Raw genomic sequence first — 24,820 nt, 5'->3', positions numbered from 1 at the left:
TAAAGGGCGCAAGTGTAGCGCGATTTGCGCCCCGGGAGAATATGTCACCACGTGGTCTCAGGCGCCTGCGCGCCATGCATTACCAGCAGATGACTGGAATCGGCAGGCATGCCGTCCGGTTTTACATTTTCCAGACGCAGCACATCCCCCATTATCTGGCTGAAAACGGGCGCGGACACCGCACCGCCATAATACGAACCGTTTTGCGGATCGTTGATCACCACCACCAGCGCAAATTTCGGCGCGCTTGCTGGCGCGACACCGGCGGTATAGGCCACATATTTATCAACATATTTCCCGTCAGCGCCAATCTTCTTGGCGGTACCGGTTTTCACCGCCACCCGGTAATCCCGCACGGCGGCCTTCGTCCCGCCGCCTCCCGGCAAGGCGACGCTTTCCATCATATGCTCTACCTGCTTAACCAGCGCTTGAGGCATTACCCGTTTCCCCATCACCGGCGGGTCTATGCGGGTAATAGAGAGTGGTCGGTAGATACCGAAACTGCCAATCGTGGCGTAAACGTGCGCCAGTTGTAACGGTGTGACCATCAGCCCGTAGCCAAAGGCAAACGTCGCCCGATCGAGATCGCTCCAGTAGCGGCGCTGCGGCATCAGCCCGCGACTTTCGCCGGTAAGTCCCAGCCCTGTCGGTTGACCGAAGCCAAAGTTTTTATAGGTATCGATCAGCCTCTGAACCGGCATCGCCAATGACAAATGCGACACGCCGGTATCACTCGACTTCTGTAAAATACCGGTCAGCGTAAGCTCCGGGTAAAATCCTACGTCGCGTATGCGATGTCCATCGAGGGTAAACGGATGGGTATCAATGACGCTGTCCGGCTGCACTATGCCCTGCTGCAACGCCGTCATAATGACCAGCGGCTTCACCGTCGACCCCGGCTCAAAGGTGTCGCTGATGGCACGATTACGGAAATCATCCAGCACCGCGCCGTCACGATTGTTCGGGTTAAAGTCCGGGTAGTTCGCCATCGCCAGCACCTCGCCGGTGGCAATGCTCACTAAAATAGCGGCCCCCGACTCCGCTTTGTTCCAGGTGACGGCGTTATCCAGCGCGTCTTCCGTTACGGTTTGCAACCGCTCATCGATACTGAGCTGCAAATTGTGCGCCGGGACTGGACTGACTTCAGTAATGTTCTCAATCACATGACCAAACTTATCTTTTCGCACCAGGCGCGACCCCGGTTTGCCCATCAGCTGCGCGTTAAAACTTTTCTCCACGCCTTCGATGCCCTGGCCGTCGATATTGGTAAAGCCGATGAGATTCGCCGCGACGTGACCTGCGGGATAAAAACGACGGGATTCTTCGCGCAAATTGATCCCTGGCAGATTAAGCTTATCGATCCACTGCGCCTGCTGCGGCGAGACCTGACGGGCGAGATAAAGAAAGCGGCTGGACGGATCGCGATTGACCCGGGCCGCCAGCGTACTCAGCGAAAGATGCAGCGTTTTTGCCAGCGCCTGCCAGCGTTCGTTATATCCTACCCCACCCTTGCCGATCAGCATTTTCGGATCTACCCAGACGGCGTTGACCGGAACGCTGACCGCCAGCGGACGACCTTCCCGGTCGGTTATCATCCCGCGCGGCGAAGCCGTGGTCACATGGCGTAACGAACGCATATCTTCTTGTTTTACCAGCGTGTCGGGCGTCACAATTTGTAGCCATGCCACCCGTCCCAGCAGCAGCCCAAGACTGAGCAATATGGCGAGACAGAGGAGCGCGAAGCGCGCTGGCGTGAAGTTTCTCGCCGCCCCTTCATTTTTCTTTTTCACCTGTACTCCGGCTTTCATTCTTTTCAGGTGATTGATTTAACGAGAAATCCGGCAGGAAAGCGGGGGGAACAATGCTAATAATGTCGCGGCTTTGCAACAAACCACTAACGGATGAGGGTTTTGAAATATTTTGAAGGATTATGAATTAAAAAGCCCCGCATTCGCGAGGCTTTAAATCTGAGTGTGATGCGCGCGAGCGCTTCAAATCAGTGGTGTCGATCAGATAGCGGTTACGTTAACAGCAGCCGGGCCTTTCTGGCCGTCCTGAATTTCGAACTCAACGTTCTGGCCTTCAGCCAGAGTTTTGAAGCCATTACCCTGGATAGCGGAGAAGTGTACAAACACATCTTTGCTGCCGTCTGCCGGAGTAATAAAGCCAAAACCTTTAGACTCGTTGAACCACTTAACTTGACCTTTAATCTTTGCCATTTGCAAAATTCCTTAGAGTGTTTTCTTTGCCCGCAGGCATTACCTAGATGAAACTGAGACATTACTGCATGAGGCACTAATATAAGGTTCGGCAGAGAAGCGGTATTCAACGACAACGTGTTTACTCAGGACTTCTTTACTGAAAATGCCACACATAAACAGAACTGTACCTCGTTTAACCCAAAACGTGTTATCACATACAACGTTAATTATGGCAAGCCATTTTTAAACGTGTCTCGATCCGTCGCACAAATCTCACGAGACGATAAGGTGTATCTGCACAGTTATGCGTCAACACGCGTATCGTTATATTCCCGCGGCGTTCCAGCACCTTCGCCGGATCGGTTGCGCAACAAGGACTTGTTAACCATAGACCAGGAGTTTCAGAACCGCCAGCTTATCCCCGATCATTTTGTTGGTTTACGGCGTTTTCACAAATTCTGCTTTGTTATGCATAAATTGTTTCAACGCAAAAATGTCGGGTTGCATAAATTCCAAAACATTTTACCCTGCCGGGTTTTCTTCTCTTCTTATGCACTAATTTAATGAAAGAATGATGACAATGCACAAAAAAAGGGAGAGAAACGTTTCGATAAAAATAAAACCGATCGTTATCACATAACGAAAACCAACACGTTATTCCCGGTTAAGAAAATATAATACCGAGACAGCGCACGATAACAGTTTAATAGAACGAGGAAAAAGGGATATAACGAAGCGGTGAGGAATGCACAAATAAAGTGCGCCTGCAAAAGCGACATGCAGGAGTGACGCGATGGCAGGCAACGTCACTCCCGTTCTTACCGCTGGATTAACGCTCTGCAACAAGACGGATGATGCCATCATCCTCTTTTGCGTCGTTCACTGCTTTTGGCGCTTCCGTGGTTTTCTCCGGTTCGTTGGCTTCACAGAGGCGGCGCAGCAATGCATTTTGCCGCTTCTGTTGTTCCAGTAACGCTTCAAGCAGTTCTATCTGCTCGTTTGTTCGAGAACTGGCGCGGTTAACGAAGAACCACAGCACCAGACCGACAACCAGAACCCCCACCGATACAATCAATGACGCAAAATTGAGCACGCCAGAATTTACAACTTCGTTCATTTCACCACCTCACAATAGACGCGCTATTCTACCACCGCGCCAGAGGAAGGAAATCAACGGATGCGAAAATGGCATCACCAGGGGATAAATTTATTGATGGCGCAAATTCCATTGAAGAATTGAACATCCTGATCGCACATGAGGTTGAACACCTGAGCCCACAGCAGCAGGCACACGAGTACAACAACAACCAGAATGACCCATCGAAACTTTTTCACTCCACTCTCCGCTTCAACACCTTATGGCGCTAAATTACCATGCGCTACTTAAACCGGGGCTAACTGTAGCGACAATAGCATCTTTTAGGAATCATTCACTTGTTTCAATAGTTGTAGCCGTTAAGCTCAGTCTCACCAACAAAAGAAAAGAGGTCATAATGCGTTTGATTGTTCGCGCTATTGTTTTGCTTGCGCTGGTCTGGATTGGCCTGTTACTGAGTGGGTATGGTGTGCTGATCGGCAGCCAGGAGAATGCAGCCGGATTGGGCCTGCAGTGTAAATACTTAACGGCCCGTGGCACGGCGACTGCGCAGTATATTCATTCTGATAGCGGCATCATTGGTTTAACGAACTGCCCGCTGCTACGCAAAAGCGCAGTGGTGGTGGATAATAATTAATCTTCTGCCGAAGCGGGAGAGGAAGCAAATAAGAAATACAGGAACGATTTGCCCCTGTATTTCTTGTCACGTCTCGCGTTGCGTTAACGCGTCATCTCAATCCGTAGATTGTCAAAACGGATAGTCGTTATAGCCCATTTGTTCAGAGATTTTACGTGCGGCGGTATGCAGCATTTCAACATATTCGTGCAAGCGTTCTTCAGAGAAACGTAGGGTCGGGAAAGAAATGCTGAGACCGGCGATCACTACGCCAAAACGGTCGAATACCGGCACCCCGATGCAGCGCAATCCCTCTTCCTGTTCTTCATTGTCTTCGCCGTAGCCCTGCTCGCGCACCTTATCCAGCAGCGGCAGCAACGCTTCCGTGGTGGTGATGGTGCGTTCGGTGCTGCGTTTATACTCAACGCCGTCAAGAATTTGCTTCACTTCCTCACGGTCGCGCCAGGCCAGCAGGACTTTACCAATCGCGGTACTGTACAGCGGGTTACGGCGGCCAATTCGGGAGTACATGCGCAGATTGTACATGGAGTCGATTTTATGGATGTAAACGATGCTGTCTTCATCCAGCGCCCCCAGGTGCACCGTCTCTTTGGTCAGACGGGAAAGTTCTCGCATCTGGATATCGGCGCTGCGGATAAGATCGACGTTTTGCAACGCACGCGCGCCCAGTTCAAACAGTTTGAGCGTCAGAGAATACTTCTCTGATTCGCCTTCCTGCGCCACATAGCCCAGGGTTTTCATGGTCTGCAAAAAGCGATAAACGGTGCTCTTTGACATCATGACGCGCTGAGACAGCTCGGTAATCCCTATTTCACGCTCTTCTCCCAGCGCCTGCAAAATGCCAAAAACCTTTAGCACGGAAGATACAGAATCGGGCTGTTTATCCAGATCTGCGTTAGCCATTTATCACCTCATTACGAGTGTTTTATAAAAATCAGAACGAGTTTTTATTATAATTTCAGCGCCAGGCGGCCGCAATCCATCTTTGCTTACTTCGTTACAAATCTGCGACATAAGGCCTGAATATCAGTGCTAAAATCGCTACCCTGATCATACTCCTCGCAAAAACTATCAACCATATGAATAAATCACAGGCCGACGGTCTGCCGCTTCCGCAGCGCTACGGTGCTATTTTTACCATCGTCATCGGGATCTCAATGGCCGTGCTTGATGGCGCGATCGCTAATGTGGCGTTGCCCACCATCGCCACCGATCTCCAGGCTTCTGCCGCCAGCTCTATCTGGGTGGTTAACGCTTACCAAATCGCGATTGTCGTTTCGTTACTGTCACTGTCTTTTCTTGGCGATATGTTTGGCTATCGCCGTATTTACAAATGCGGACTGGTGGTCTTTCTGCTGGCTTCGCTTTTCTGCGCGCTTTCCGACTCGTTACAGATGCTCACCGTGGCGCGTGTGGCGCAGGGTTTCGGTGGCGCGGCGTTAATGAGCGTCAATACGGCGCTCATCCGTCTGATCTACCCCCAGCGCCATCTGGGACGCGGAATGGGGATTAACTCGTTTATTGTCGCCGTCTCGTCTGCCGCTGGCCCCACCATTGCCGCCGCCATCCTCTCCATCTCATCATGGAAGTGGCTGTTTTTAATTAATGTCCCGCTGGGCATTATCGCCCTGCTGCTGGCAATCCGCTATCTGCCGCCCAACGCGCCGCGGGAGAATAAACCACGCTTCGATCTCCCGAGCGCGATCATGAATGCCTTGACGTTTGGACTGTTAATCACGGCCCTCAGTGGTTTTGCACAAGGACAATCGCTGACGTTAATTACCGCGGAGCTGGTGGCGCTGATGATGGTAGGTTACTTATTTATCCGCCGACAGTTGGCCCTTCCTGTGCCGCTGTTGCCGGTCGATCTGCTGCGTATTCCGCTTTTTTCCCTGTCGATTGGCACATCCATCTGCTCTTTCTGCGCTCAAATGCTGGCAATGGTCTCCCTGCCTTTTTATCTGCAAACGGTTCTGGGACGTAGTGAAGTGGAAACCGGCTTGCTGTTGACCCCCTGGCCGCTGGCCACAATGGTGATGGCCCCGCTGGCGGGGTATCTGATCGAGCGTGTTCACGCCGGATTACTTGGCGCGATGGGCATGGTGGTGATGGCATGCGGCCTGTTCGCGCTGGTGTTGCTGCCTTCTGCGCCGTCCGACTTTAATATCATCTGGCCGATGATTTTATGCGGGGCGGGTTTTGGACTGTTCCAGTCGCCAAACAATCACACCATTATCACGTCAGCCCCGCGCGAACGCAGCGGCGGCGCGAGCGGTATGCTGGGAACAGCACGTCTGCTGGGACAAAGTACGGGCGCGGCATTGGTTGCCCTTATGCTCAACCATTTCGGTGATAACGGCACGCACGTTTCCCTGCTGGCAGCCGGTATTCTGGCGTCGGTGGCGGCCGTGGTGAGTGGATTACGCATCACTCAACCTCGTTCGCAGGCGTAAAAAATGCGCGTCAAAAGACGCGCATTCAGATTCAACCATGATGTCCGGGAAGCGTCAGCGCCACCGGACATCATGTCTTACTTCAGGTATGCGCCACTGCGCAGCGCTTCGATACGTTTATCCAGCGGCGGGTGCGTCATAAACAGTTCGCTCAGGGACTTGCCCTTACCGTTAATGCAAAACGCCATCATGCTGGATGCTTCCTGCGGTTCATAGCTGGTTTTCAGACGCTGTAATGCGGCAATCATTTTTTCACGCCCGACCAGCTTCGCAGAGCCCGCGTCGGCATGGAATTCACGGTGACGGGAGAACCACATGGTGATAATGCTTGCCAGAATGCCGAAGACCAGCTCCAGAACCATCGCCACCACGAAGTAGATCATCGGGTTGCCGTTGCTGCCCTCACCCTCGTCGCGGTTGCCGCCAAGAAAACCTGCGGCGATCTGCGCCAGAATACGCGAAATAAAGATAACAAAGGTGTTCACGACCCCCTGAATCAGGGTCATTGTCACCATGTCACCATTGGCGATATGGCTAATTTCGTGCGCAATGACCGCTTCGGCTTCGTCCGGACTCATGTTTTGCAGCAGGCCAGTACTGACCGCCACCAGCGACGCGTCACGGCGCGCACCGGTCGCAAAGGCGTTAATATCCGGCGCATGGTAAATAGCCACCTGCGGCATAGCGATACCCGCCTGACGCGCCTGCGTTTCGACGGTATTTAACAGCCAGCGTTCTCTTTCATTGCGCGGTTGCTCAATCACTTCTCCGCCCACGGAACGCAACGCCATCCATTTGGACATCAGCAGAGAGATGAAGGAACCACCAAAACCGAACAGCAGCGCCATGATCATCAGGCCCTGTACGCTGCTCGACTGAATTCCTGTCAGACTTAACACCAGACCGAACACAACCATGACGGCCAGGTTCGTTAACAGGAAGAGCGCGATTCGCATCATAATTTTCTTTTAACCTCAACTTAACAAAACGCACTATGCGATTACCCACATCGTATGGGTCGTATGGTTATTTTCAAGCATCAGCGGGCGGTAAGTCACCAGAAAGACACAACTTTACATTTTGTTGCCGTTGGCTGACGTCCTGCTGCGAGTGTTAAAAAAACAGGCACAATTTCTTGTGCCTGTGTGGGGTTATTTGGCGGGAGCGGGCTGTTCTGCGGGCTTCTCTTTTTCGAGCCGCGCCAGATCCAGCGCGATTTTCACGGTTTCATCAAGATACGGATCCGGCTCCTGGTAATCTTTCGGCAGATCGTCCAGTTTCTTCAACACCGGTTTGCCTTCACGCGTAAACCGATCGTTGATCCGCGCCAGACGCAACGCATCATCTTCATTATTCTCTTTTTCACGCTGAGCATAATTAAGAGAAACGATGTTGCGTTTATCCTTCATAGCATTGAAACGGGCAATGTCCTTCATGATGTACTGGAACTCAGGATCGCTGGCGATACGGGCATTGTGCGCTTTCAGCAACGCGGGTCCGAACGGTTTGAGATCGCCTGACTTCACATAAGTTGCCGCATCAATGCTATCCCACGGCAGTGCGTTATCTTCGAATTTCTCACCGGTTTCCGTCTCTTCATTACCTGTCGGCATGATGATATCCGGCGTTACCCCTTTGCGCTGGGTACTGCCGCCGTTCACGCGGTAGAATTTCTGGATCGTATACTGCACCGAGCCCAGCGCGGGCCATTCCGGACGCAGCATTTGATCGTAAATACGGTTCAGGGAACGATATTGCTGAACGGTACCTTTGCCGAAGGTCGGTTCGCCAACGATTAACGCACGACCGTAGTCCTGCATCGCCGCGGCGAAGATTTCCGACGCCGATGCGCTAAAGCGATCGACCATTACCACCAGCGGCCCTTTATAGTACACAACGCCATCGGTGTCGCTGTCTTCACGGACTTTACCGTTATTGTCGCGCACCTGGACCACCGGACCAGAAGGGATAAACAGACCAGAGAGCGAAACAGCCTCGGTCAATGCCCCGCCGCCGTTGGTACGCAGATCGATAATGACGCTGCTGACGTTCTGTTTTTCCAGCTTCTGCAACTGGACTTTCACATCGTCAGTCAGACCGACGTAGAAGCCCGGAATGTCCAACACGCCGACCTTCTCTTTGCCGACGGTTTTAACGGTCATTTTAACCGCGCGATCTTCAAGACGAATACGTTCACGGGTCAGCGTCACAATGCGGGTTTTTGTCCCCTTACCGGCAGGCAAAATTTCCAGGCGAACCTTACTGCCCTTTGGACCTTTGATAAGCGCAACCACGTCATCAAGACGCCAGCCAATCACATCCACCATGCTCTTGCCGGTCTGTCCTACGCCGACAATGCGATCGCCAACGCTAATCGCTTTACTTTTCGCCGCCGGACCGCCCGCGACCATGGAGTTAATAACCGTATAGTCGTCATCCATCTGCAACACCGCGCCAATGCCTTCCAGAGACAGGCTCATTTCAGTATTAAACTGCTCGGTGTTGCGCGGCGAGAGGTAGTTGGTATGGGGGTCGATTTCGCGGGCGAATGCCGTCATCGCCAGGGAAAAAACGTCTTCACTGTTGGTCTGAGTCAAACGGCGAATCGCTGATTTATAGCGGCGCGTCAGCGTTTCGCGAATTTCTTTGTCGGTTTTGCCGGTCAGCTTGAGGCTAAGCTCATCAAATTTCACTTTGCTGTCCCACAGCACATTCAGCTCAGCCTCATTTTTCGGCCAGGGCGCTTTGCTGCGGTCCAGGTTGAAATTATCGTTGCCGGTAAAATCCATCGGACGTTCCAGCACCGTTAACGCGTACTGATACCGTTCGAAGCGGCGCTTTTGCGCCAGATTGTAGAGGTCGTAGAAAACGTCAAGCTTTCCCGAACGTAGCTCGTCACCTATTTGGCCTTTCTTCTTCGCGTACTGTTCTACGTCGCCAGCCAGCAATACGTTATGGCTATAGTCGAGAAGATTTAAATAACGGTCGAAAATTTTGGCGGAAAAAGCCTCGTCAAGATCGAACTGACGATAATGCGAACGCGTGAAGCGCGACGTAACGCGCTCACTGACGGTCGCATGTTGCGTTTCTTCCTTAAGGACGGGAATTTGATCGGCACGCGTAATGTCGTCTACAGCGAAGGTCTGGCCTGCTAGTGCAAGCAGGCCAGCTAACGCGGTAAGCCTAAAAAATCTGTTCATGCCAGGCCTGGCCTCCGTTTCAGAACACCAGGTGTTCTGCGCGTACAATCAAAGACATACCCGAATTCAGCTGTACACGGACACCATCTTTGGTGATTTCTAATACCGTGGCATCCATCGCATCGTTACCCGCTTTCACCTTCAGAGACTGGCCTACGCTCAGGACGGAAATATCCGAAACCGGAGTCAGCTTCTCTTCACGAGGGGCGCGCGGCGCTTTTGCAGCCGGTTTTTCTCCACGCGGTTTACGTTCGGTCGCGTCTTTACGGCGCGGCGCTGGACGCGGCTTGCGCTCGCGGCGTGGCGCGTCGGAGGTTTCCCCTGCGGCAGCGGCAGCTTCACGTTTTTTCGCTTGCTGTTCCGCACGCTGCGCCTGAACGCGTGCTTTCGCTTCTTCAAGCTGCTTACGCGCGTGTTCAACATGCTGCTCATCCAGCTCACCGCACGGGTTGCCGTCGAGATCAACACGCGTCGCGCCCGGCTTCACGCCGTACAGGTAACGCCAGCTGGAAGTATAAAGACGTAAAGCGGAACGAAGTTGCGTTTTGCTGAGGTTCATTTCACCCTCAATACGCTCCACCAGATCCTGAAAAATACCAATTTTCAGCGGGCGCGCTTCGCCTTCCGCACTAAAGCACTGCGGAAAACGCTCGGCCAAAAACGCGATAACTTCTTTACTGCTATTCAACTTAGGTTGATTTTCCATGAAATTTCCTGATTACAACGGACGTAGCCAACAAGCCGCAGGCATGAACAGGCGTCATTATAATGACGCCATCAGTAATTGCTACGTTATCCGTTGATTATCCTGCGACGCTCGCAAAGAATTTTTTGTAATCCGACGTTGCAAGCACGGTCTGAAGCTGTTCTACCAGCTCACGAAGTCCGGCTTCGTCCTCTTCAGTGAAACGTCCGAACACCGTACTGTCGATATCCAGCACGCCGATTTGCTGCGCGTTTACCGTAACCGGCAGCACGATTTCCGCATTGCTCGCGGCATCGCAGGCTATGTGTCCATCAAACGCGTGAACGTCTTCAATACGCTGAACCTGATTTTGCGCGATGGCGGTACCGCATACGCCGCGCCCCACCGGGATCCGCACGCAGGCGATTTTGCCCTGAAACGGGCCCAGCACCAACGTGTCGTTTTCCAGCAGGTAAAAACCCGCCCAGTTCACGTCCGCCAGACGTTCGTACAGCAGCGCGCTGGTGTTCGACAGCGTTGCCAAAAAACTGGTCTCCCCTGCCATCAATGCCTGAAAATCGCGGTTCAGATCCGCATACAGCTCGGTCTTGTTCATTATTTAATCACTTGGTTGTCTTACGCTTACTGCCGGACTATTAAAATAAGCATTAAATGCGTTATTGCTCAAGATCATTCCCGTCATGAGTTAATATTACATTAATCTAACACTTTGAATCGCGATACATGGCTCTCAAGACTCAACACATTACGCCAACCAAAAAAATAGCGATCTGGTCCATCAGCGAAGCTCTTCCCCGTGCACACTATCAGCGCTGCCCTCAGTGCGACCTGCTGTTTAGTCTGCCGAAAATGCGTTCTCACCAGAGCGCCTATTGCCCCCGCTGCCAGGCGAAAATACGCGACGGTCGCGACTGGTCGTTAACCCGTCTCGCGGCGATGGCGGTTACCATGATGCTGCTGATGCCCTTTGCCTGGGGCGAGCCGCTGCTGCACATCTATCTGCTCGGCATCCGCATTGACGCCAACGTTATGCAGGGGATCTGGCAGATGACCAAACAGGGCGATCCTGTCACCGCCGCGATGGTGTTCTTTTGCGTCGCCGGCGCGCCGCTGATCCTTGTCACCGCAATAGCCTATCTGTGGTTTGGCAATATCCTCGGCATGAATCTGCGCCCAGTCCTGCTGATGCTGGAAAGACTGAAAGAGTGGGTGATGCTGGACATTTACCTGGTCGGCATTGGCGTTGCGTCAATTAAGGTTCAGGATTACGCCTTCTTACAGCCGGGCGTCGGCCTTTTCGCTTTCGTGGCGTTAGTCATCCTGAGCATCCTGACGCTCTCGCACCTCAACGTCGAGCAGCTGTGGGAGCGTTTTTATCCGCAGCGGCCAGCAAATCGACCGGACGAAAAGCTCCGCGTCTGCCTCGGCTGCCATTTTACCGGCTACCCGGATCGCCGGGGACGCTGCCCGCGCTGTCACATTCCGCTGCGCGAACGTCGAAACCAGAGCATACAAAAATGTTGGGCGGCGCTGCTGGCGTCAATTGTCTTTCTGCTGCCCGCAAACCTGTTGCCTATCTCGGTGATCTACGTCAACGGCGGGCGTCAGGAAGACACCATCATGTCCGGTATTATGTCGCTCGCCAGCAGCAATATCGCCGTTGCCGCCGTGGTCTTTATCGCCAGTATTCTGGTGCCCTTTACCAAAGTGATCGTCATGTTTACCCTGCTGCTCAGCATTCATTTCAAATGTGAGCAGGGGCTGCGGACGCGCATCCAATTGCTGCGGATGGTGACCTGGATCGGCCGTTGGTCGATGCTGGATCTGTTTGTTATTTCGTTAACCATGTCGCTCATTAACCGCGACCAGATTCTTGCTTTTACTATGGGACCGGCTGCGTTTTATTTCGGCGCAGCGGTAATTTTGACTATTCTTGCTGTTGAATGGCTGGACAGCCGCTTACTTTGGGATGCACATGAGTCAGGAAACGCCCGCTTCGCAGACTGAAGCGCAAATTAAAACAAAACGCCGTATCTCGCCTTTCTGGCTATTGCCGCTCATTGCTTTAATGATTGCGGGCTGGCTGATATGGAACAGCTACGAGGATCGTGGAAACACCGTTACCATCGACTTTCAGTCGGCGGACGGTATTGTGCCGGGGCGAACGCCCGTCCGTTATCAGGGCGTCGAAGTCGGTACTGTCCAGGATATCAGCCTGAGTAAAGACCTGCGCAAAATTGAAGTGCGGGTCAGCATTAAATCAGACATGAAGGATGCCCTGCGCGAAGAAACCCAGTTCTGGCTGGTCACGCCTAAAGCCTCGCTTGCTGGCGTCTCCGGGCTTGACGCGCTGGTCGGCGGCAACTATATCGGCATGATGCCCGGCAAAGGCGCCGAGAAGGATCACTTTGTCGCTCTCGACACCCAGCCGAAATATCGTCTTGATAATGGCGATTTAATGATTCATCTGCATGCCCCGGATCTCGGTTCGCTGAACAGCGGCTCACTGGTCTATTTCCGTAAGATCCCGGTCGGCAAAGTGTATGACTACAGCATCAATCCTAATAAACAGGGCGTCACTATCGACGTGCTGATCGAACGCCGATTCACCAACCTGGTGAAAAAAGGCAGTCGCTTCTGGAACGTGTCGGGCATCGACGCAGACGTCAGCCTGAGCGGGGCGAAAGTGAAGCTCGAAAGCCTGGCCGCACTGGTTAACGGCGCTATCGCCTTTGACTCGCCGGAGTCGTCAAAACCGGCGGAGCAAGAAGATTCGTTCGGGCTGTATGAAGATCTGGCCCACAGCCAGCGTGGCGTTATTGTGAAGCTGCAACTGCCGAGCGGCGAAGGGCTGAAGGCGGACTCCACCCCGCTGATGTATCAGGGGCTTGAGGTTGGCGAACTCACCAAACTGGTATTACAACCGGGTGGTAAAGTCACCGGCGAAATGACCGTCGATCCCAGCGTGGTCACGTTATTGCGTGAGAATACCCGCATTGAACTGCGCAGTCCTAAACTCTCGCTTAGCGACGCCAATATTAGCTCGCTGCTGACGGGCAAAACCTTTGAGCTGGTACCCGGCGACGGCGAACCGCGTAACGAGTTTGTGGTCGTTCCCGGCGAAGAAGCGCTTTTGCACGAGCCTGACGTTCTGACCCTGACTCTCACCGCGCCGGAAAGCTACGGCATTGACGCGGGGCAGCCGCTGATCCTGCATGGCGTTCAGGTCGGCCAGGTTATCGACCGCAAACTGACCCCCAAAGGCGTGACTTTTACCGTCGCCATCGATCCGCAACATCGCGATCTGGTGAAAGGCGACAGCAAATTTGTCGTCAATAGTCGGGTCGACGTCAAAGTCGGACTGGACGGCGTGGAGTTTCTCGGCGCCAGCGCCAGCGAATGGATCAATGGCGGTATTCGCATTCTGCCCGGTAATAAAGGCGAAATGAAATCCAGCTATCCGCTGTATGCCAATCTGGAAAAAGCGGTGGAAAATAGCCTCAGCGATCTGCCTACGACCACCCTGACGCTCAGCGCGGAAACGCTGCCTGACGTGCAGGCGGGTTCGGTCGTGCTGTATCGCAAATTTGAGGTGGGTGAAGTGATCACGGTGCGTCCGCGCGCCAACGCGTTTGATATCGACCTGCATATCAAACCGGAATACCGTAACCTGCTGACCAGCAACAGCGTGTTCTGGGCGGAAGGCGGCGCGAAAGTACAGCTCAACGGCAGCGGGTTGACCGTTCAGGCCTCTCCCCTGTCGCGGGCGCTGAAAGGCGCGATCAGCTTCGATAACCTGAGCGGCGCGAGCGCCAGCCAGCGTAAAGGCGACAAACGCATTCTGTACGCCTCGGAAACCGCCGCCCGCGCCGTTGGCGGCCAGATTACCCTTCACGCTTTTGATGCCGGGAAGCTGGCTGCCGGCATGCCGATCCGCTACCTCGGGATTGATATCGGGCAGATCCAGACCCTGGAACTGATCACCGCCCGCAACGAAGTTCAGGCGAAAGCGGTGTTATACCCGGAATACGTGCAGACCTTTGCCCGCGCGGGCACCCGTTTCTCGGTGATCACCCCGCAAATCTCGGCGGCAGGCGTGGAGCATCTGGATACCATCCTGCAACCTTATATCAACGTGGAGCCGGGGCGCGGGAATCCTCGTCGCAACTTTGAACTTCAGGAAGCCACCATCACCGACTCTCGCTATCTCGACGGTTTAAGTATTGTGGTGGAAGCGCCGGAGGCCGGTTCGCTGGCTATCGGTACGCCGGTCCTGTTCCGCGGGATAGAGGTCGGAACGGTGACCGGCATGACGCTGGGTTCGCTGTCGGACCGCGTGATGATTGCCCTGCGCATCAGCCAACGTTATCAGCATCTGGTGCGCAATAATTCGGTCTTCTGGCTGGCCTCCGGCTACAGTCTGGACTTCGGCCTGACGGGCGGCGTCGTGAAAACCGGCACCTTTAATCAGTTCATTCGCGGCGGCATTGCCTTTGCTACCCCGCCAGGCATACCGCTGGCGCCGAAAGCGCAGGCAGGCAAACACTTCCTGTTGCAGGAAAGCGAACCGAAAGAGTGGCGCGAATGGGGAACGGCTCTGCCGCGCTAATACCATTGCTCCGGCGTGCTCGCGCCGGAGCCTTTATGCTACACTGCGCGCCTGTTTTACTGCCGCTGGTGCCGCTCCGTGACTCAAAACGCTGTTTATTTTCCTGAAGCCTTTCTCACGCAAATGCGCGAGGCGATGCCCGCCTCCCTCTCTTTCGACGATTTTCTCGCCGCCTGCCAGCGTCCGCTGCGTCGCAGCATTCGCGTCAACACCCTGAAAATCACGGTCGCCGACTTCCTTACCCTGACCGCGCCTTACGGCTGGTCGCTTACGCCGGTGCCGTGGTGCGAGGAAGGATTCTGGATCGCGCGGGATGATGAAGACTCACTGCCGCTGGGCAGTACCGCAGAGCATCTGAGCGGGCTGTTTTACATTCAGGAAGCCAGTTCGATGCTGCCGGTCGCCGCGCTGTTTGCCGACGGGAATATGCCGGAACGCGTTATGGACGTTGCCGCCGCGCCAGGTTCAAAGACGACGCAAATCGCTGCGCGGATGGGGAACCGGGGAGCGATTCTGGCGAACGAATACGCCGCCAGCCGGGTAAAAGTGCTTCACGCTAACATCAGCCGCTGCGGGATCGGTAACGTGGCGCTCACCCACTTTGATGGCCGCGTATTCGGCGCGGCGCTGCCGGAAATGTTCGACGCCATTCTGCTTGATGCGCCCTGCTCAGGCGAAGGCGTCGTGCGTAAAGATCCCGATGCGCTGAAAAACTGGTCCGTTGAGAGCAATCATGCGATCGCCGCAACACAACGTGAACTGATCGACAGCGCGTTCCATGCGCTGCGCCCTGGCGGCACGCTGGTCTATTCAACCTGTACGCTGAACCGTGAAGAAAATGAAGCCGTCGTACACTGGCTGAAAGGACAGTATGGCGATGCCGTCGAATTTCTGCCGCTCGCCGACCTCTTTCCACAAGCAAAACAAGCGCTCACGGCAGAGGGTTTCCTGCATGTTTTCCCGCAGATTTATGATTGCGAAGGCTTCTTTGTGGCGCGTCTGCGCAAAACGGCGTCGATCCCGCCTTTGCCGGCCCCAACATACAAGGTAGGCAATTTTCCTTTTGCACCGGTAAAAGACCGCGACGCGACAAAGATTGTCCAGGCCGCGAACGCCCTCGGTCTGAAATGGGACAACGGTATGCGTCTGTGGCAACGCGATAAAGAGCTATGGCTTTTCCCGGCGGAGATCGAACCCGTGATCGGAAAAGTCCGTTTCTCACGTCTGGGCATTAAGCTCGCTGAGACCCATAACAAGGGTTTCCGCTGGCAGCACGAAGCGGTGATTGCGCTTGCCGATGTCACCCATCGTACGGCCTTTGAACTTACCCCAGAGGAAGCCGAAGCGTGGTATCGCGGGCGTGATGTCTACCCACAGCACACGCCTGATACGGATGACGTTCTGGTCACTTTTCAGCATCAGCCGATTGGTCTGGCGAAACGCATCGGTTCGCGTTTGAAAAACAGCTATCCGCGCGAGCTGGTTCGCGACGGCAAATTGTTTACCGGTAACGCGCAAAAGAACTAATTTTGCGCATTTTTTGACTGGCGCTTTTGCCTGCGTTGACTACGCTGAAAAATGGACGGCTAAACTGGTCGTACCACAAACAGTGAACCAACGGAGAGCACGATGATGAAAACCAGTGTGCGCATTGGCGCCTTTGAAATCGACGATGCCGAATTACACGGCGAGTCGCCAGGAGACCGAACGTTAACCATTCCGTGTAAATCCGACCCGGATTTATGTATGCAACTGGATGCCTGGGACGACGAAACCAGCATCCCTGCCATCCTCAACGGGGAACATTCGGTGCTGTTCCGCAACCATTACGATCAACAGTCTGATGCCTGGATCATGCGCCTTGCCTGATTCAAAAAGAACCCGTCGGCCTGGCGGGTTATTTACTTCCCCTTTCCCGCTTCCGTAAATTCCTCCTACACTATTGATACGGCTGTACAAATAGAGGATGGAATGTTCGCACTGGTTCTGTTTGTGTGTTATCTGGATGGCGGTTGTGACGATATCGTGGTGGATGTATACGATACTGAGCAACAATGCCTGTATTCGATGGACGATCAGCGGATTCGCCACGGCGGCTGCTTTCCGGTCGAAGATTTTATTGATGGATTCTGGATGCCCGCGCAGCAGTACAGCGACTTTTAGCCATGACAGCACTTGCCTGGCGGGAAGAAAGCTACGCAGCCGCCAGGAGCTGCGTATTAATGAACGATTGTTTACTCGTAGAAGATGGTAAATTCCACGGCTGCATTGGCCGTGCCGGCTTTTACTGGAAGCACGGTGCCGCCGGTAGCTTCGCGAAGGCGGGAATAGCGCGCACGCAGCGGAATTGTATAACTTGTCGCGTTACTGCCCAGGTAATACTGATTCAAAAAAGCCTTACCTCGCCAATCGAAACTGCTGGATGCTAACGCGCTTTTATTATTTGGCAGTATCGGATCCTCGATCTCAATACAGAGCCCCTCTGAACCATTCGGCTCAGGATCGGTTTTAACACAGGGTTGACCAATGTAGGTTACCCCCACTTCGTTAATCGGATCGAGGCGATAGGCGATGACGCTGGGATACCAGGGGTCCTCAACAAAGGTATTGCTGCTGCCTTCACCAGCCCAACTGCTGCCGGGACTCGAATAATTAAAAGCATTCTCATAGCGTCCGGCCATCACCGGGCAATTGATCAATTGAATGTTGAAATCTTTCCACGGCGAATACCAGTTAGATCGGTTCATCGCATCAGTTATCTCATACTCCCCTAACTGCACATGCACATCCGGTGTCTGACAACTGCCAGCAACGACATTAAGGTTACCGCTAATACGAATACGTTGACCCTTTACCTGAAAGTCCGCCGCCATATTTTGGCCGGGAAAAGCGTAAGTAATAATAGGGGGAATAGTGACAGGCAGCGTCCATGTCCCTGCAGGAATATCCCCCGTTTTGACCAGCACAAACATGATATAACCGGAACCTGGCGCGACAGAGTTGGCGAAGGGCATGTCTAACGAGTTCGGCGACGAGATTTTTTCGACAGGAAGAGAACGGTTGACGGTATTGTCGCGCCAGACCAGTGAAAAACCGACACCAGGTGTTCCCGTTTCATAAATGTCAAACCCCTGATACTGACCGACGGTCGCCGGTCCGCCATTTTCAAATTCCAGTCTACCGTTTACGTAAAAAGTTTCATTGCTACCCGTACTTGATGTGCAATCACTGTATCCTAAGCTCACAGCGCCCGTGTTTATTATCCGCTGCGAAAATAACTCAGAGCCAAAAGGGAGATCGCGAAGGGCGCTTACCGTGACGCGATCGGAAAGAATAGGAACGTTGAGTTCGACGTAATCCTGAGGAATGATTTCACTGTCGACATTATTTATTCTTGTCCCTGAACAGGTCACCAGGGCGTTTGCCGGATGGCTATACAGCATGGCGCAGCACAGAAAACCAGTAGCGCCAACATAGCGCCAAAAGGCGGGTTTGATTTGCATGACGTTTTTCCTTAAATCACATGGCCGGTTCGCGGGGTCACTGCGACACACAGCGACCATTGATGGTCAGCATGCCGCGGCTGTCCGTTTTATCGCGAGACGGTAATTGATAGTTGAGCAGGCACTGTTGATGCGCCGACTCTCCCCAGCGCACGTTCAGTTGACCACTCTGCTCTGCCAGGCGAGCAAAAATACGTCTTCCCTGACCCACAACGCCGACAGAATTTTGACTGCTGTCATAGACGTCCGCGCCGAACGGTACTTTGCTGTTTTCGTCCAGGACAATCAGCACCGGTGTTCCCACTGTGGTGCCATACTGAAGCTTAACGACCGCGCCGCTGTATGGCGCCACTTTCTGGCTGGTCAGGTTTAACTCAATGTCGTCGGGTAAGCCTTTCGGATCGAGGCTGACTTCGTTCATTTGCCAGGCGTTCAGATAAGGCACGACGGCATAGCCAAAACGATCGATGCTGACTCCCGGATAGCTGCTGACAGCCGCCCCTTTCGCCCCCTTCGCTTCGACCAGCGCCACGGTATCGGCGGTGTATGGCGACAGGGTAAGACCGCCGCTGTGCAGGACAGCCGTACCGTTCACGCCCAGTGAATAGTTGTGGTAGTTTTTGCCTGCCCCTGCTGCGGTCTGTAGCGTGGTGTACGGGGTGCGCAACGAACTGTTAAAGGCCGCGCTGCGGGTTCCGCCTTTATTGGCGTTGGCGGCGCTGACGCTGTAGCTGAAGGCATTGTTGTCCAGCGCCGTCCCGCTTATCCCAATCTGTTCGCGCATGCGCCCATCGTTGTCGCGGTTGAGGTTGACGGACATCTGGCTAAACGGACTACCGCTTGAGAAAGGAATACTCAGGCTAAGCATATAACGGGTCTCATAGTCACCCTCGCCATTGCGGTTACGGCTGGCGCTCAGGCTATAGTTAACCCGGCCGATGTGATTGTTATAGCCAAGCTGATACTGGCGATCCTGCCCATGCTGTTTCCAGTAATTCTGTTGGTAAATACTGGCATAAAAATTCCCCCAACCATCAGGAAGCCGCTGGTTAGCCGTGATCCCCAGACGGCTCTTGGGACGATAAACCTCGAGCCGGCTATCATAATGATTCAGCGCCTCTCGCAGTTGCATCGCCGTCATAAAGTCCATGTAGCCTTCGGTAGAAAACCGGTAGGCCGCCACGCTGATATTGCTGCCGGTTTGTACAATAGAATGGCTGTATTTCAGCTGATAGCTTTCCCCGGACATCGTTTTGCCAAAGCGGTCATACTCTTTCGGTAATGTGCTCCTGGCATGGGTCACATCGAATGAAAAGGCGCCAACATGGGTCCCCATGGCCAACCCCACTTGCCCGGCTTTGTAGTCCTCGTTTCCCTGAATACCGGTATACGCGGTGAATCGATTGGACAGCCCCCGACGCCAGGTGAACTCGGCGAGAAAAGGTTCATCCTCGACCCAGCCTTTACGCAACGTACCGAGGGTAGCGCTGTAGTGCGTGATGCCAGGGCGCAAGAGATTACTGGTGGAGGCAAACGGCACGAGCTGACGCTGTACTGAACCGTCGGCTTCTTCCACAATGACTTCAAGTTCACCACCGTAACCCGTGGAAAAGAGATCGTTAATTTCGAACGCGCCAGGCGCAACCGTCGTCTCGTACAACAAACGGTTCTGCTGCATCACTTTTACCCTGGCGTTGGTTCTGGCGATACCGGTAATTAACGGCGCATAGCCACGCTGGGAATTAGGCAGCATCTGCTCCGCGTTCGCGAGTTGAATACCGCGAAACGCCAGGGTATCAAACTGTTCGCCCGTGGTGTGGGCATCGCCCAGCGTTAATTTACTGCTTATCTCTGGAATATGACGCTGCACGTAGGTATCCAGGGCCTGGTAATGACGGCCAAAGTCTTCCTGCCAGCTCAGACTGCCGTTATGGCGAAAATGCCAGCCTAACAGGTTAAAACCGCTGTTAATCCCGGCATAAATCGCATCGCTTTCGTTATGCGAGGTTACGTTGCGGTAAAAGTTCGCATTGTAGTTCAGAATACCGGCGGTGATCCCCTGATCCCATAATGCCGGGTTAACGTAACCACGCGGGCGCTTAATTAAGTAGATATCGGCAATCGCGAGACTAAGCGTTTGTTCACCGGTATCCAGCTCGAACGATGCTTCGGGCAGGATCTGATTTATCGGCAAACAGTCATTATCCTCCGCGCGGTTGAGGAGCGTGAGCGATTCCCTTGAGAGTTTCTCGGTATTAAATTCAAGATTGATAAATGTTTTTTTCGACAGACATATGTCACCGTCGACATTCTGACCTGATCCATTTGATACCTGCAGGTCATACTGCCCCATGGTAACGTCGTTGATAATCACTTCAACGTTATATTTCCCGGGGATCGGGACACCTTTCTGAAAACGAGCGATATCAATACGGTTTTTGCTATCAGGACTAATAAAATTGGTATTGAATTCAACGAAAGAAGTATCAGCCGCACAGGCAACAGAAAAACAGGCGGTAGCAATGGCAATCGCAAGAGGACAAAGCGTCATTGTGCCGGTGATGGTTAAATTAAGGTTCCGTTCCATGATATCTTCCTGTAACTGCACTTTATAATTTTGTATTCGGCATTACTTTTTTTCAGTTTCAATAAGACGCATAGCGCCATAGTCGTTAATGATGAAGGGATAGTAATTACCCGCAGCACGGCTGAGCTGAAAGGTTTTTACCTCGCCTGGCGCCAGCATCCCGCCGTTGCCAATACTGACTTTCCCGTCACGATCCTCAGAAAAGTAAGCGACATTAATAAAATATGGGGTGGGATTATTGGCGGTTACCGTCGTGCCCTGACGCGTCCATTTCACCTGCTGCTGGGCATCACTGGCGGTCATCGCCAGCCCGGACGGTCGATAAAAAAGCTTCAGACGAGAACGAAAAGCCATTTGCAGCATGCTTTTATCCTCGGCGTTTTTCACCTTTGCCGGGATTTCCAGTACATTGAGATAGAAGATAGACTCTTTATCTTTTGGCAAGGTCTCGCCGGTATAACGTATCCGCAATGACTGCCCTTTTCCGGGATCGACGCGGTTAATAGGAGGCGTCAACGTAAAGGGAGCCCTGGCATTATCCGGACGGGAATGACGATCGCCGGAATCTATCCACGACTGGATTAATACCGGTGATTTGCCATTATTGGTCATCTTGATGGAAACTTCTTTATCCTTTTCTGGATACACGACGCGAGTGCCAGCAATAATAACCGCACTGTTTGCGGAAAAGACCACAAGCGTGGAAAACAAGGCAAAGATAAGGGGCAGTAATTTCATTTTCATCGCTCAAGTCCTTTTTTCAGGCGAGCATTACGCTCGCCTGCTGTCATAATGAAAATATCTTTCCGTTATGATTATTCGTAATCGATACTGAAGTTAACCTGGCTTTTCACTGTTCCAGGCGTTGTCGCGCCCATTGCGTAATAACGCACGGTGTAAGGCAGGCTGGCTGCGCCGCTGCTCATATCAATGCGTGAAGTAGTAGTTGTCTGGTTAGTGTGGCCCACCTGCAGCGGCAGGTCTGTCAGTTTGTCAACCAACTGCAGCTGAACATTGGTCGCGCCATCAGGCACACTTTCGTCAGTGTTCAGCAAGTTAAAGGTAGTCGTGTCAACCGTAGAACCGTTTTCGAAGAATGCCGCCGCCGTTGATGTGCTGGTGACGCCCGTGCAGTTAGCAAGCTGGATATTAAAACCGGTATCCGCCGTTGTCTGACCTTCAGTCTGCAGCAGAGAGGTGCTGACTTCCGGCAGAACGACTGTTGCAGGTGAAGCCTGGCCGTCAACGGTGATATCACAGGTAGTGCCGGTCAGTTTACCTTCAAAATAAATCGTACCATCAGCGGCCTGTGCCTGCGTGCCAAATCCTCCAGCAATTAAAGCGGCAGCCAGAAACGTTTTTTTGATGCTCATTGTACAAACTCCATGTATATTAAAATATTCACGCGGAATAAATTGCAGTAGCACGAGTATTAAACCACTTCTATTAATACCCTTTTCTTTGCGAAGGATGATATAAGCCCAGACCACATATCACAGCGGCTGAACGTAGATGTACCCTAAGTTTTGTTAGGCCTTCGACAAATAAATACTAAAGCAGCGAATTATCTCAGTAAAGGTCGATTAAGACTTTAGCTTAAAAATAGGACAAAATTCTTTATTTTGAATTTAAATAAAAATGCAGATTAAGAAATTAGTCTGACAATCAATTTCGAACGCGTTGAACGATAAATCATTGAAAATGATTTATCTGCACACATTCTAATTGCCAGACAGAACACAACACCGCAAAAAAATTTAGAAAAAAATCCTAATATGCCTATTGATGACATGGTCAAGGCGCATTTCTACGTACGAGGAATTTGACCAGGCAAGTTTCCGTTTACTGTCAATAAAAAAGAAACCTATCCCACCCGACAATGTTAACAAAATGATATCAAAAAGTAATGTATTAGATAATTTTTCACAAATAATGCTTTCAAAAGAAAGTAAATCCACCGTATTGGTGTTTTTGCATACAATTTTAACCCGTTTATGGCACATACAGGCATGAAAAACGCGCATAAAATAAGAGTTTTCTTAATGCAGACACAGTCAGTAGATTCAGTGATAGTTAATAAAAGATAATTAATCTACGTAATAGTAATAGACTTGTTAAAAGACGAACATAAAATTCCCATTGAATTCATATAATTATACGTAATAGAAATTGGCAGTGTAAATATTTTTCTTTTCGCGTAAAAGTCGAAAAGCTAGTCGCCGCATTGCATTAAACTGTAAATACCCAGAAATCGTTATCTTTTTATGCCAGGATTTTTCCCGCAAAAACAAACATTGATTCTCTATACGTGGTGATTAATCATGCGAATGGAGAAAAGGTAATAAAAGGATATGGCCCCGTTATGGAGAGTAAAATGGGTAAGAAATTGAGCCCTGTCGCTGAACGCTTATGTCATGAGTCAACAATTACTGTTATTACGACTGACCGCTACTTCTTTATGGCGATAAAGCATATCATCCATTCAATGCTGCCAGAGATCCTGAGCGAAAAAGGAGTGCTTTATAACGTCGTACATTGTGAGAGTGTATTTCACATGAACTTTCAGGATATGATTCAAAATGAAGACAGACTGCTTATCGCAGATTACGATGTGCGGCTGATCGGCAATTCCCAGGTGCTTAACTTAATTCAGGGAATGAAAATTTTCGGTTCGATGATGCTTGTTATCCATAAGGAATTGCCTATTGCCGAGGTTGACTGTTGCTTAGCTAAAGGCGCGCCAGTGGCAGAGATCAAAAAAAATTTGCGAGACTTTATTTTGCAAAAACGCGCGCCACAAAATATCAACATCACCAGCAATCAGCTATTGTCGCGTTTCACCCGACGCGAGCATCAGATCATTCGTATGATTCTGAAAGGTAAACGGGTTGAGAGCATCGCGAAAGCCCTTAACGTAAGCCCTAAAACCATATATGCGCATCGATCGCGCATCTATCAGAAAGTCGGCGTTCGTAACCTGCAGGGACTTTTTCACAATGGAGGCTTGCTCACTTCGCAACACAAGTGAGTTCGGCCGTTGACGCTCCACTCCACGACGACAACTCTGCTTCCAGCGTCGCCGACTGGACGTGATAGAGGCACTGATTTTTCGTAAAAGAAATGTTAAACCGTTTTTTGCTGTGGTATAACAAAACTGACCGTAACGCCAGCTTACTGGTGATGACGGGCCTGCCTTTCACGCGATATCGCCTACAGGCAGATAAAAAGAGACCGAATACGATTCCTGTATTCGGTCCAGGGAAATGGCTCTTGGGAGAGAGCCGTGCGCTAAAAGTTGGCATTAATGCAGGCTAAGTCGCCTTGCCTTATAAGAATAGATGACGACGCCAGGTTTTCCAGTCCATGGCGAAAGTGGTTGGAAAAAACAGGCATCCGTCATGTGCTAAAAAGCAAAAACCGCAAGCGCGTTTCGACGATACTTGCGGTTTTTTATTGGAAATCAGAAAGATATTTTTGGTAATTAGCAGAGTTTTTCGGCGCGTTCGATAAAGGGCGCAAGACTCATTTTTTCCCCTGGCTTTGCCGGATCGTCTATTTGAATAACGTGAATAGGCTGAGCGTTGGTTTTTCCGCTGGCCACCTGCTGCTGCGCCACGTCATTAAGCGGATACTGGACCAGCGTACTCGGGTTGATCACATACAGCGCGTTTCCCGGTCGGCATGTCAGCATCACTTCTTCCCGATTGAACGCCCACTTATCTTTACCCACTTCAAAACGGCTAACGGTAATGACCTGCGGTGCCGCCAGCGCCGCGCCGGAGCTGACCAACAGCAGCAAAGAAAGAATCATTTTTTTCATGAATTTTG

23 protein-coding genes are annotated in these 24,820 nt (G+C 52.1%); 8 read left to right on the top strand and 15 right to left on the bottom strand.

Translation table 11 applies throughout. The annotated features are described in order from the left end of the window. Positions 1 to 44: 44 nt before the first annotated feature. The 5 genes from ftsI to mgrB all read right to left on the bottom strand — a co-directional run bounded on the left by ftsI (position 45) and on the right by mgrB (position 3,536). Complete coding sequence (gene ftsI / locus APU02_RS06565) at positions 45 to 1,790, bottom strand: peptidoglycan glycosyltransferase FtsI (RefSeq protein ID WP_060569796.1); 1,746 nt, start codon at positions 1,788 to 1,790, stop codon at positions 45 to 47. 219 nt (positions 1,791 to 2,009) lie between these two features. Beyond that, on the bottom strand, positions 2,010 to 2,219 hold the full coding sequence (gene cspE / locus APU02_RS06560; RefSeq protein ID WP_001062678.1) for a transcription antiterminator/RNA stability regulator CspE: 210 nt from the start codon (positions 2,217 to 2,219) through the stop codon (positions 2,010 to 2,012). A 39-nt stretch (positions 2,220 to 2,258) separates the two neighbouring features. Next, on the bottom strand, positions 2,259 to 2,375 hold the full coding sequence (locus APU02_RS06555) for a DUF2627 domain-containing protein (protein ID WP_042287799.1): 117 nt from the start codon (positions 2,373 to 2,375) through the stop codon (positions 2,259 to 2,261). 655 nt (positions 2,376 to 3,030) lie between these two features. Next, positions 3,031 to 3,318, bottom strand: coding sequence for a YebO family protein (locus tag APU02_RS06550; RefSeq protein ID WP_042287801.1), 288 nt, complete (start codon positions 3,316 to 3,318; stop codon positions 3,031 to 3,033). Between the two features lie 74 nt (positions 3,319 to 3,392). After that, the gene (gene mgrB / locus APU02_RS06545) at positions 3,393 to 3,536 is read right to left on the bottom strand and encodes a PhoP/PhoQ regulator MgrB (RefSeq protein WP_042287804.1); all 144 of its coding nucleotides are present in this window, start codon (positions 3,534 to 3,536) and stop codon (positions 3,393 to 3,395) included. Between the two features lie 158 nt (positions 3,537 to 3,694). On the opposite strand from mgrB, the gene APU02_RS06540 reads away from it, so the two are divergent. Beyond that, positions 3,695 to 3,934, top strand: a complete 240-nt coding sequence (locus APU02_RS06540) for a YobH family protein (protein WP_042287807.1) — start codon at positions 3,695 to 3,697, stop codon at positions 3,932 to 3,934. Between the two features lie 111 nt (positions 3,935 to 4,045). Here APU02_RS06540 and kdgR read toward each other — a convergent pair whose 3' ends face one another. Next, complete coding sequence (gene kdgR / locus APU02_RS06535) at positions 4,046 to 4,837, bottom strand: DNA-binding transcriptional regulator KdgR (RefSeq protein WP_042287810.1); 792 nt, start codon at positions 4,835 to 4,837, stop codon at positions 4,046 to 4,048. A 176-nt stretch (positions 4,838 to 5,013) separates the two neighbouring features. On the opposite strand from kdgR, the gene APU02_RS06530 reads away from it, so the two are divergent. Further along, a complete protein-coding gene (locus APU02_RS06530; RefSeq protein WP_060569598.1) occupies positions 5,014 to 6,387 on the top strand; it encodes an MFS transporter in 1,374 nt (457 codons plus the stop codon). Between the two features lie 77 nt (positions 6,388 to 6,464). Here APU02_RS06530 and htpX read toward each other — a convergent pair whose 3' ends face one another. The 4 genes from htpX to APU02_RS06510 form a co-directional block, all read right to left on the bottom strand. Next, positions 6,465 to 7,346, bottom strand: coding sequence for a protease HtpX (gene htpX / locus APU02_RS06525; RefSeq protein WP_042287815.1), 882 nt, complete (start codon positions 7,344 to 7,346; stop codon positions 6,465 to 6,467). 192 nt (positions 7,347 to 7,538) lie between these two features. Next, the gene (gene prc, locus APU02_RS06520; RefSeq protein WP_060569597.1) at positions 7,539 to 9,587 is read right to left on the bottom strand and encodes a carboxy terminal-processing peptidase; all 2,049 of its coding nucleotides are present in this window, start codon (positions 9,585 to 9,587) and stop codon (positions 7,539 to 7,541) included. 19 nt (positions 9,588 to 9,606) lie between these two features. Beyond that, positions 9,607 to 10,293 carry an RNA chaperone ProQ gene (proQ, locus tag APU02_RS06515; protein ID WP_060569596.1) on the bottom strand — a complete coding sequence of 229 codons (687 nt, stop codon included), beginning with the start codon at positions 10,291 to 10,293 and terminating at the stop codon, positions 9,607 to 9,609. A gap of 97 nt (positions 10,294 to 10,390) precedes the next feature. Next, positions 10,391 to 10,888 carry a GAF domain-containing protein gene (locus tag APU02_RS06510; protein ID WP_060569595.1) on the bottom strand — a complete coding sequence of 166 codons (498 nt, stop codon included), beginning with the start codon at positions 10,886 to 10,888 and terminating at the stop codon, positions 10,391 to 10,393. Positions 10,889 to 11,016: 128 nt separating this feature from the next. Here APU02_RS06510 and yebS point away from each other — a divergent pair, with 128 nt between their 5' ends. From yebS to APU02_RS06485, 5 genes are all read left to right on the top strand, one after another. Then, positions 11,017 to 12,300 (top strand): membrane integrity lipid transport subunit YebS, encoded by a 1,284-nt coding sequence (gene yebS, locus APU02_RS06505; protein ID WP_042287824.1) that lies wholly within the window; start codon positions 11,017 to 11,019, stop codon positions 12,298 to 12,300. Further along, positions 12,269 to 14,902, top strand: coding sequence for a PqiB family protein (locus APU02_RS06500; RefSeq protein ID WP_060569594.1), 2,634 nt, complete (start codon positions 12,269 to 12,271; stop codon positions 14,900 to 14,902). Before yebS ends, APU02_RS06500 begins: the two co-directional genes overlap by 32 nt. A 78-nt stretch (positions 14,903 to 14,980) precedes the next feature. Next, the gene (gene rsmF, locus APU02_RS06495) at positions 14,981 to 16,429 is read left to right on the top strand and encodes a 16S rRNA (cytosine(1407)-C(5))-methyltransferase RsmF (RefSeq protein WP_060569593.1); all 1,449 of its coding nucleotides are present in this window, start codon (positions 14,981 to 14,983) and stop codon (positions 16,427 to 16,429) included. 105 nt (positions 16,430 to 16,534) lie between these two features. Beyond that, positions 16,535 to 16,771 carry a YebV family protein gene (locus APU02_RS06490; RefSeq protein ID WP_167333858.1) on the top strand — a complete coding sequence of 79 codons (237 nt, stop codon included), beginning with the start codon at positions 16,535 to 16,537 and terminating at the stop codon, positions 16,769 to 16,771. A gap of 102 nt (positions 16,772 to 16,873) precedes the next feature. Beyond that, a complete protein-coding gene (locus tag APU02_RS06485; RefSeq protein ID WP_042287832.1) occupies positions 16,874 to 17,065 on the top strand; it encodes a YebW family protein in 192 nt (63 codons plus the stop codon). Positions 17,066 to 17,136: 71 nt separating this feature from the next. Here the strand turns inward: APU02_RS06485 and APU02_RS06480 are convergent, their stop codons facing one another. The 4 genes from APU02_RS06480 to APU02_RS06465 form a co-directional block, all read right to left on the bottom strand. Beyond that, entirely contained in the window at positions 17,137 to 18,405 is a 1,269-nt protein-coding gene (locus APU02_RS06480) for a fimbrial protein (protein WP_060569592.1), read from the bottom strand. A gap of 37 nt (positions 18,406 to 18,442) precedes the next feature. Next, positions 18,443 to 20,992 carry a fimbria/pilus outer membrane usher protein gene (locus APU02_RS06475; RefSeq protein WP_060569591.1) on the bottom strand — a complete coding sequence of 850 codons (2,550 nt, stop codon included), beginning with the start codon at positions 20,990 to 20,992 and terminating at the stop codon, positions 18,443 to 18,445. 42 nt (positions 20,993 to 21,034) lie between these two features. Beyond that, positions 21,035 to 21,736, bottom strand: coding sequence for a molecular chaperone (locus APU02_RS06470; RefSeq protein WP_229264050.1), 702 nt, complete (start codon positions 21,734 to 21,736; stop codon positions 21,035 to 21,037). A gap of 71 nt (positions 21,737 to 21,807) precedes the next feature. Continuing rightward, positions 21,808 to 22,365, bottom strand: a complete 558-nt coding sequence (locus APU02_RS06465) for a fimbrial protein (protein WP_082636783.1) — start codon at positions 22,363 to 22,365, stop codon at positions 21,808 to 21,810. Positions 22,366 to 23,366: 1,001 nt separating this feature from the next. On the opposite strand from APU02_RS06465, the gene APU02_RS06460 reads away from it, so the two are divergent. Further along, a complete protein-coding gene (locus APU02_RS06460) occupies positions 23,367 to 24,020 on the top strand; it encodes a LuxR C-terminal-related transcriptional regulator (RefSeq protein WP_060569590.1) in 654 nt (217 codons plus the stop codon). Between the two features lie 453 nt (positions 24,021 to 24,473). Here APU02_RS06460 and APU02_RS06450 read toward each other — a convergent pair whose 3' ends face one another. Next, positions 24,474 to 24,812, bottom strand: coding sequence for a YebY family protein (locus tag APU02_RS06450; protein WP_060569589.1), 339 nt, complete (start codon positions 24,810 to 24,812; stop codon positions 24,474 to 24,476). Between the last annotated feature and the right edge of the window lie 8 nt (positions 24,813 to 24,820).

Source organism: Citrobacter sp. 50677481, from assembly GCF_001463265.1.
Lineage (GTDB): Bacteria > Pseudomonadota > Gammaproteobacteria > Enterobacterales > Enterobacteriaceae > Citrobacter_A > Citrobacter_A sedlakii.
Note: the sequence above shows the minus strand (reverse complement) of the source record. Positions and strands in the feature narration are given on the sequence as shown.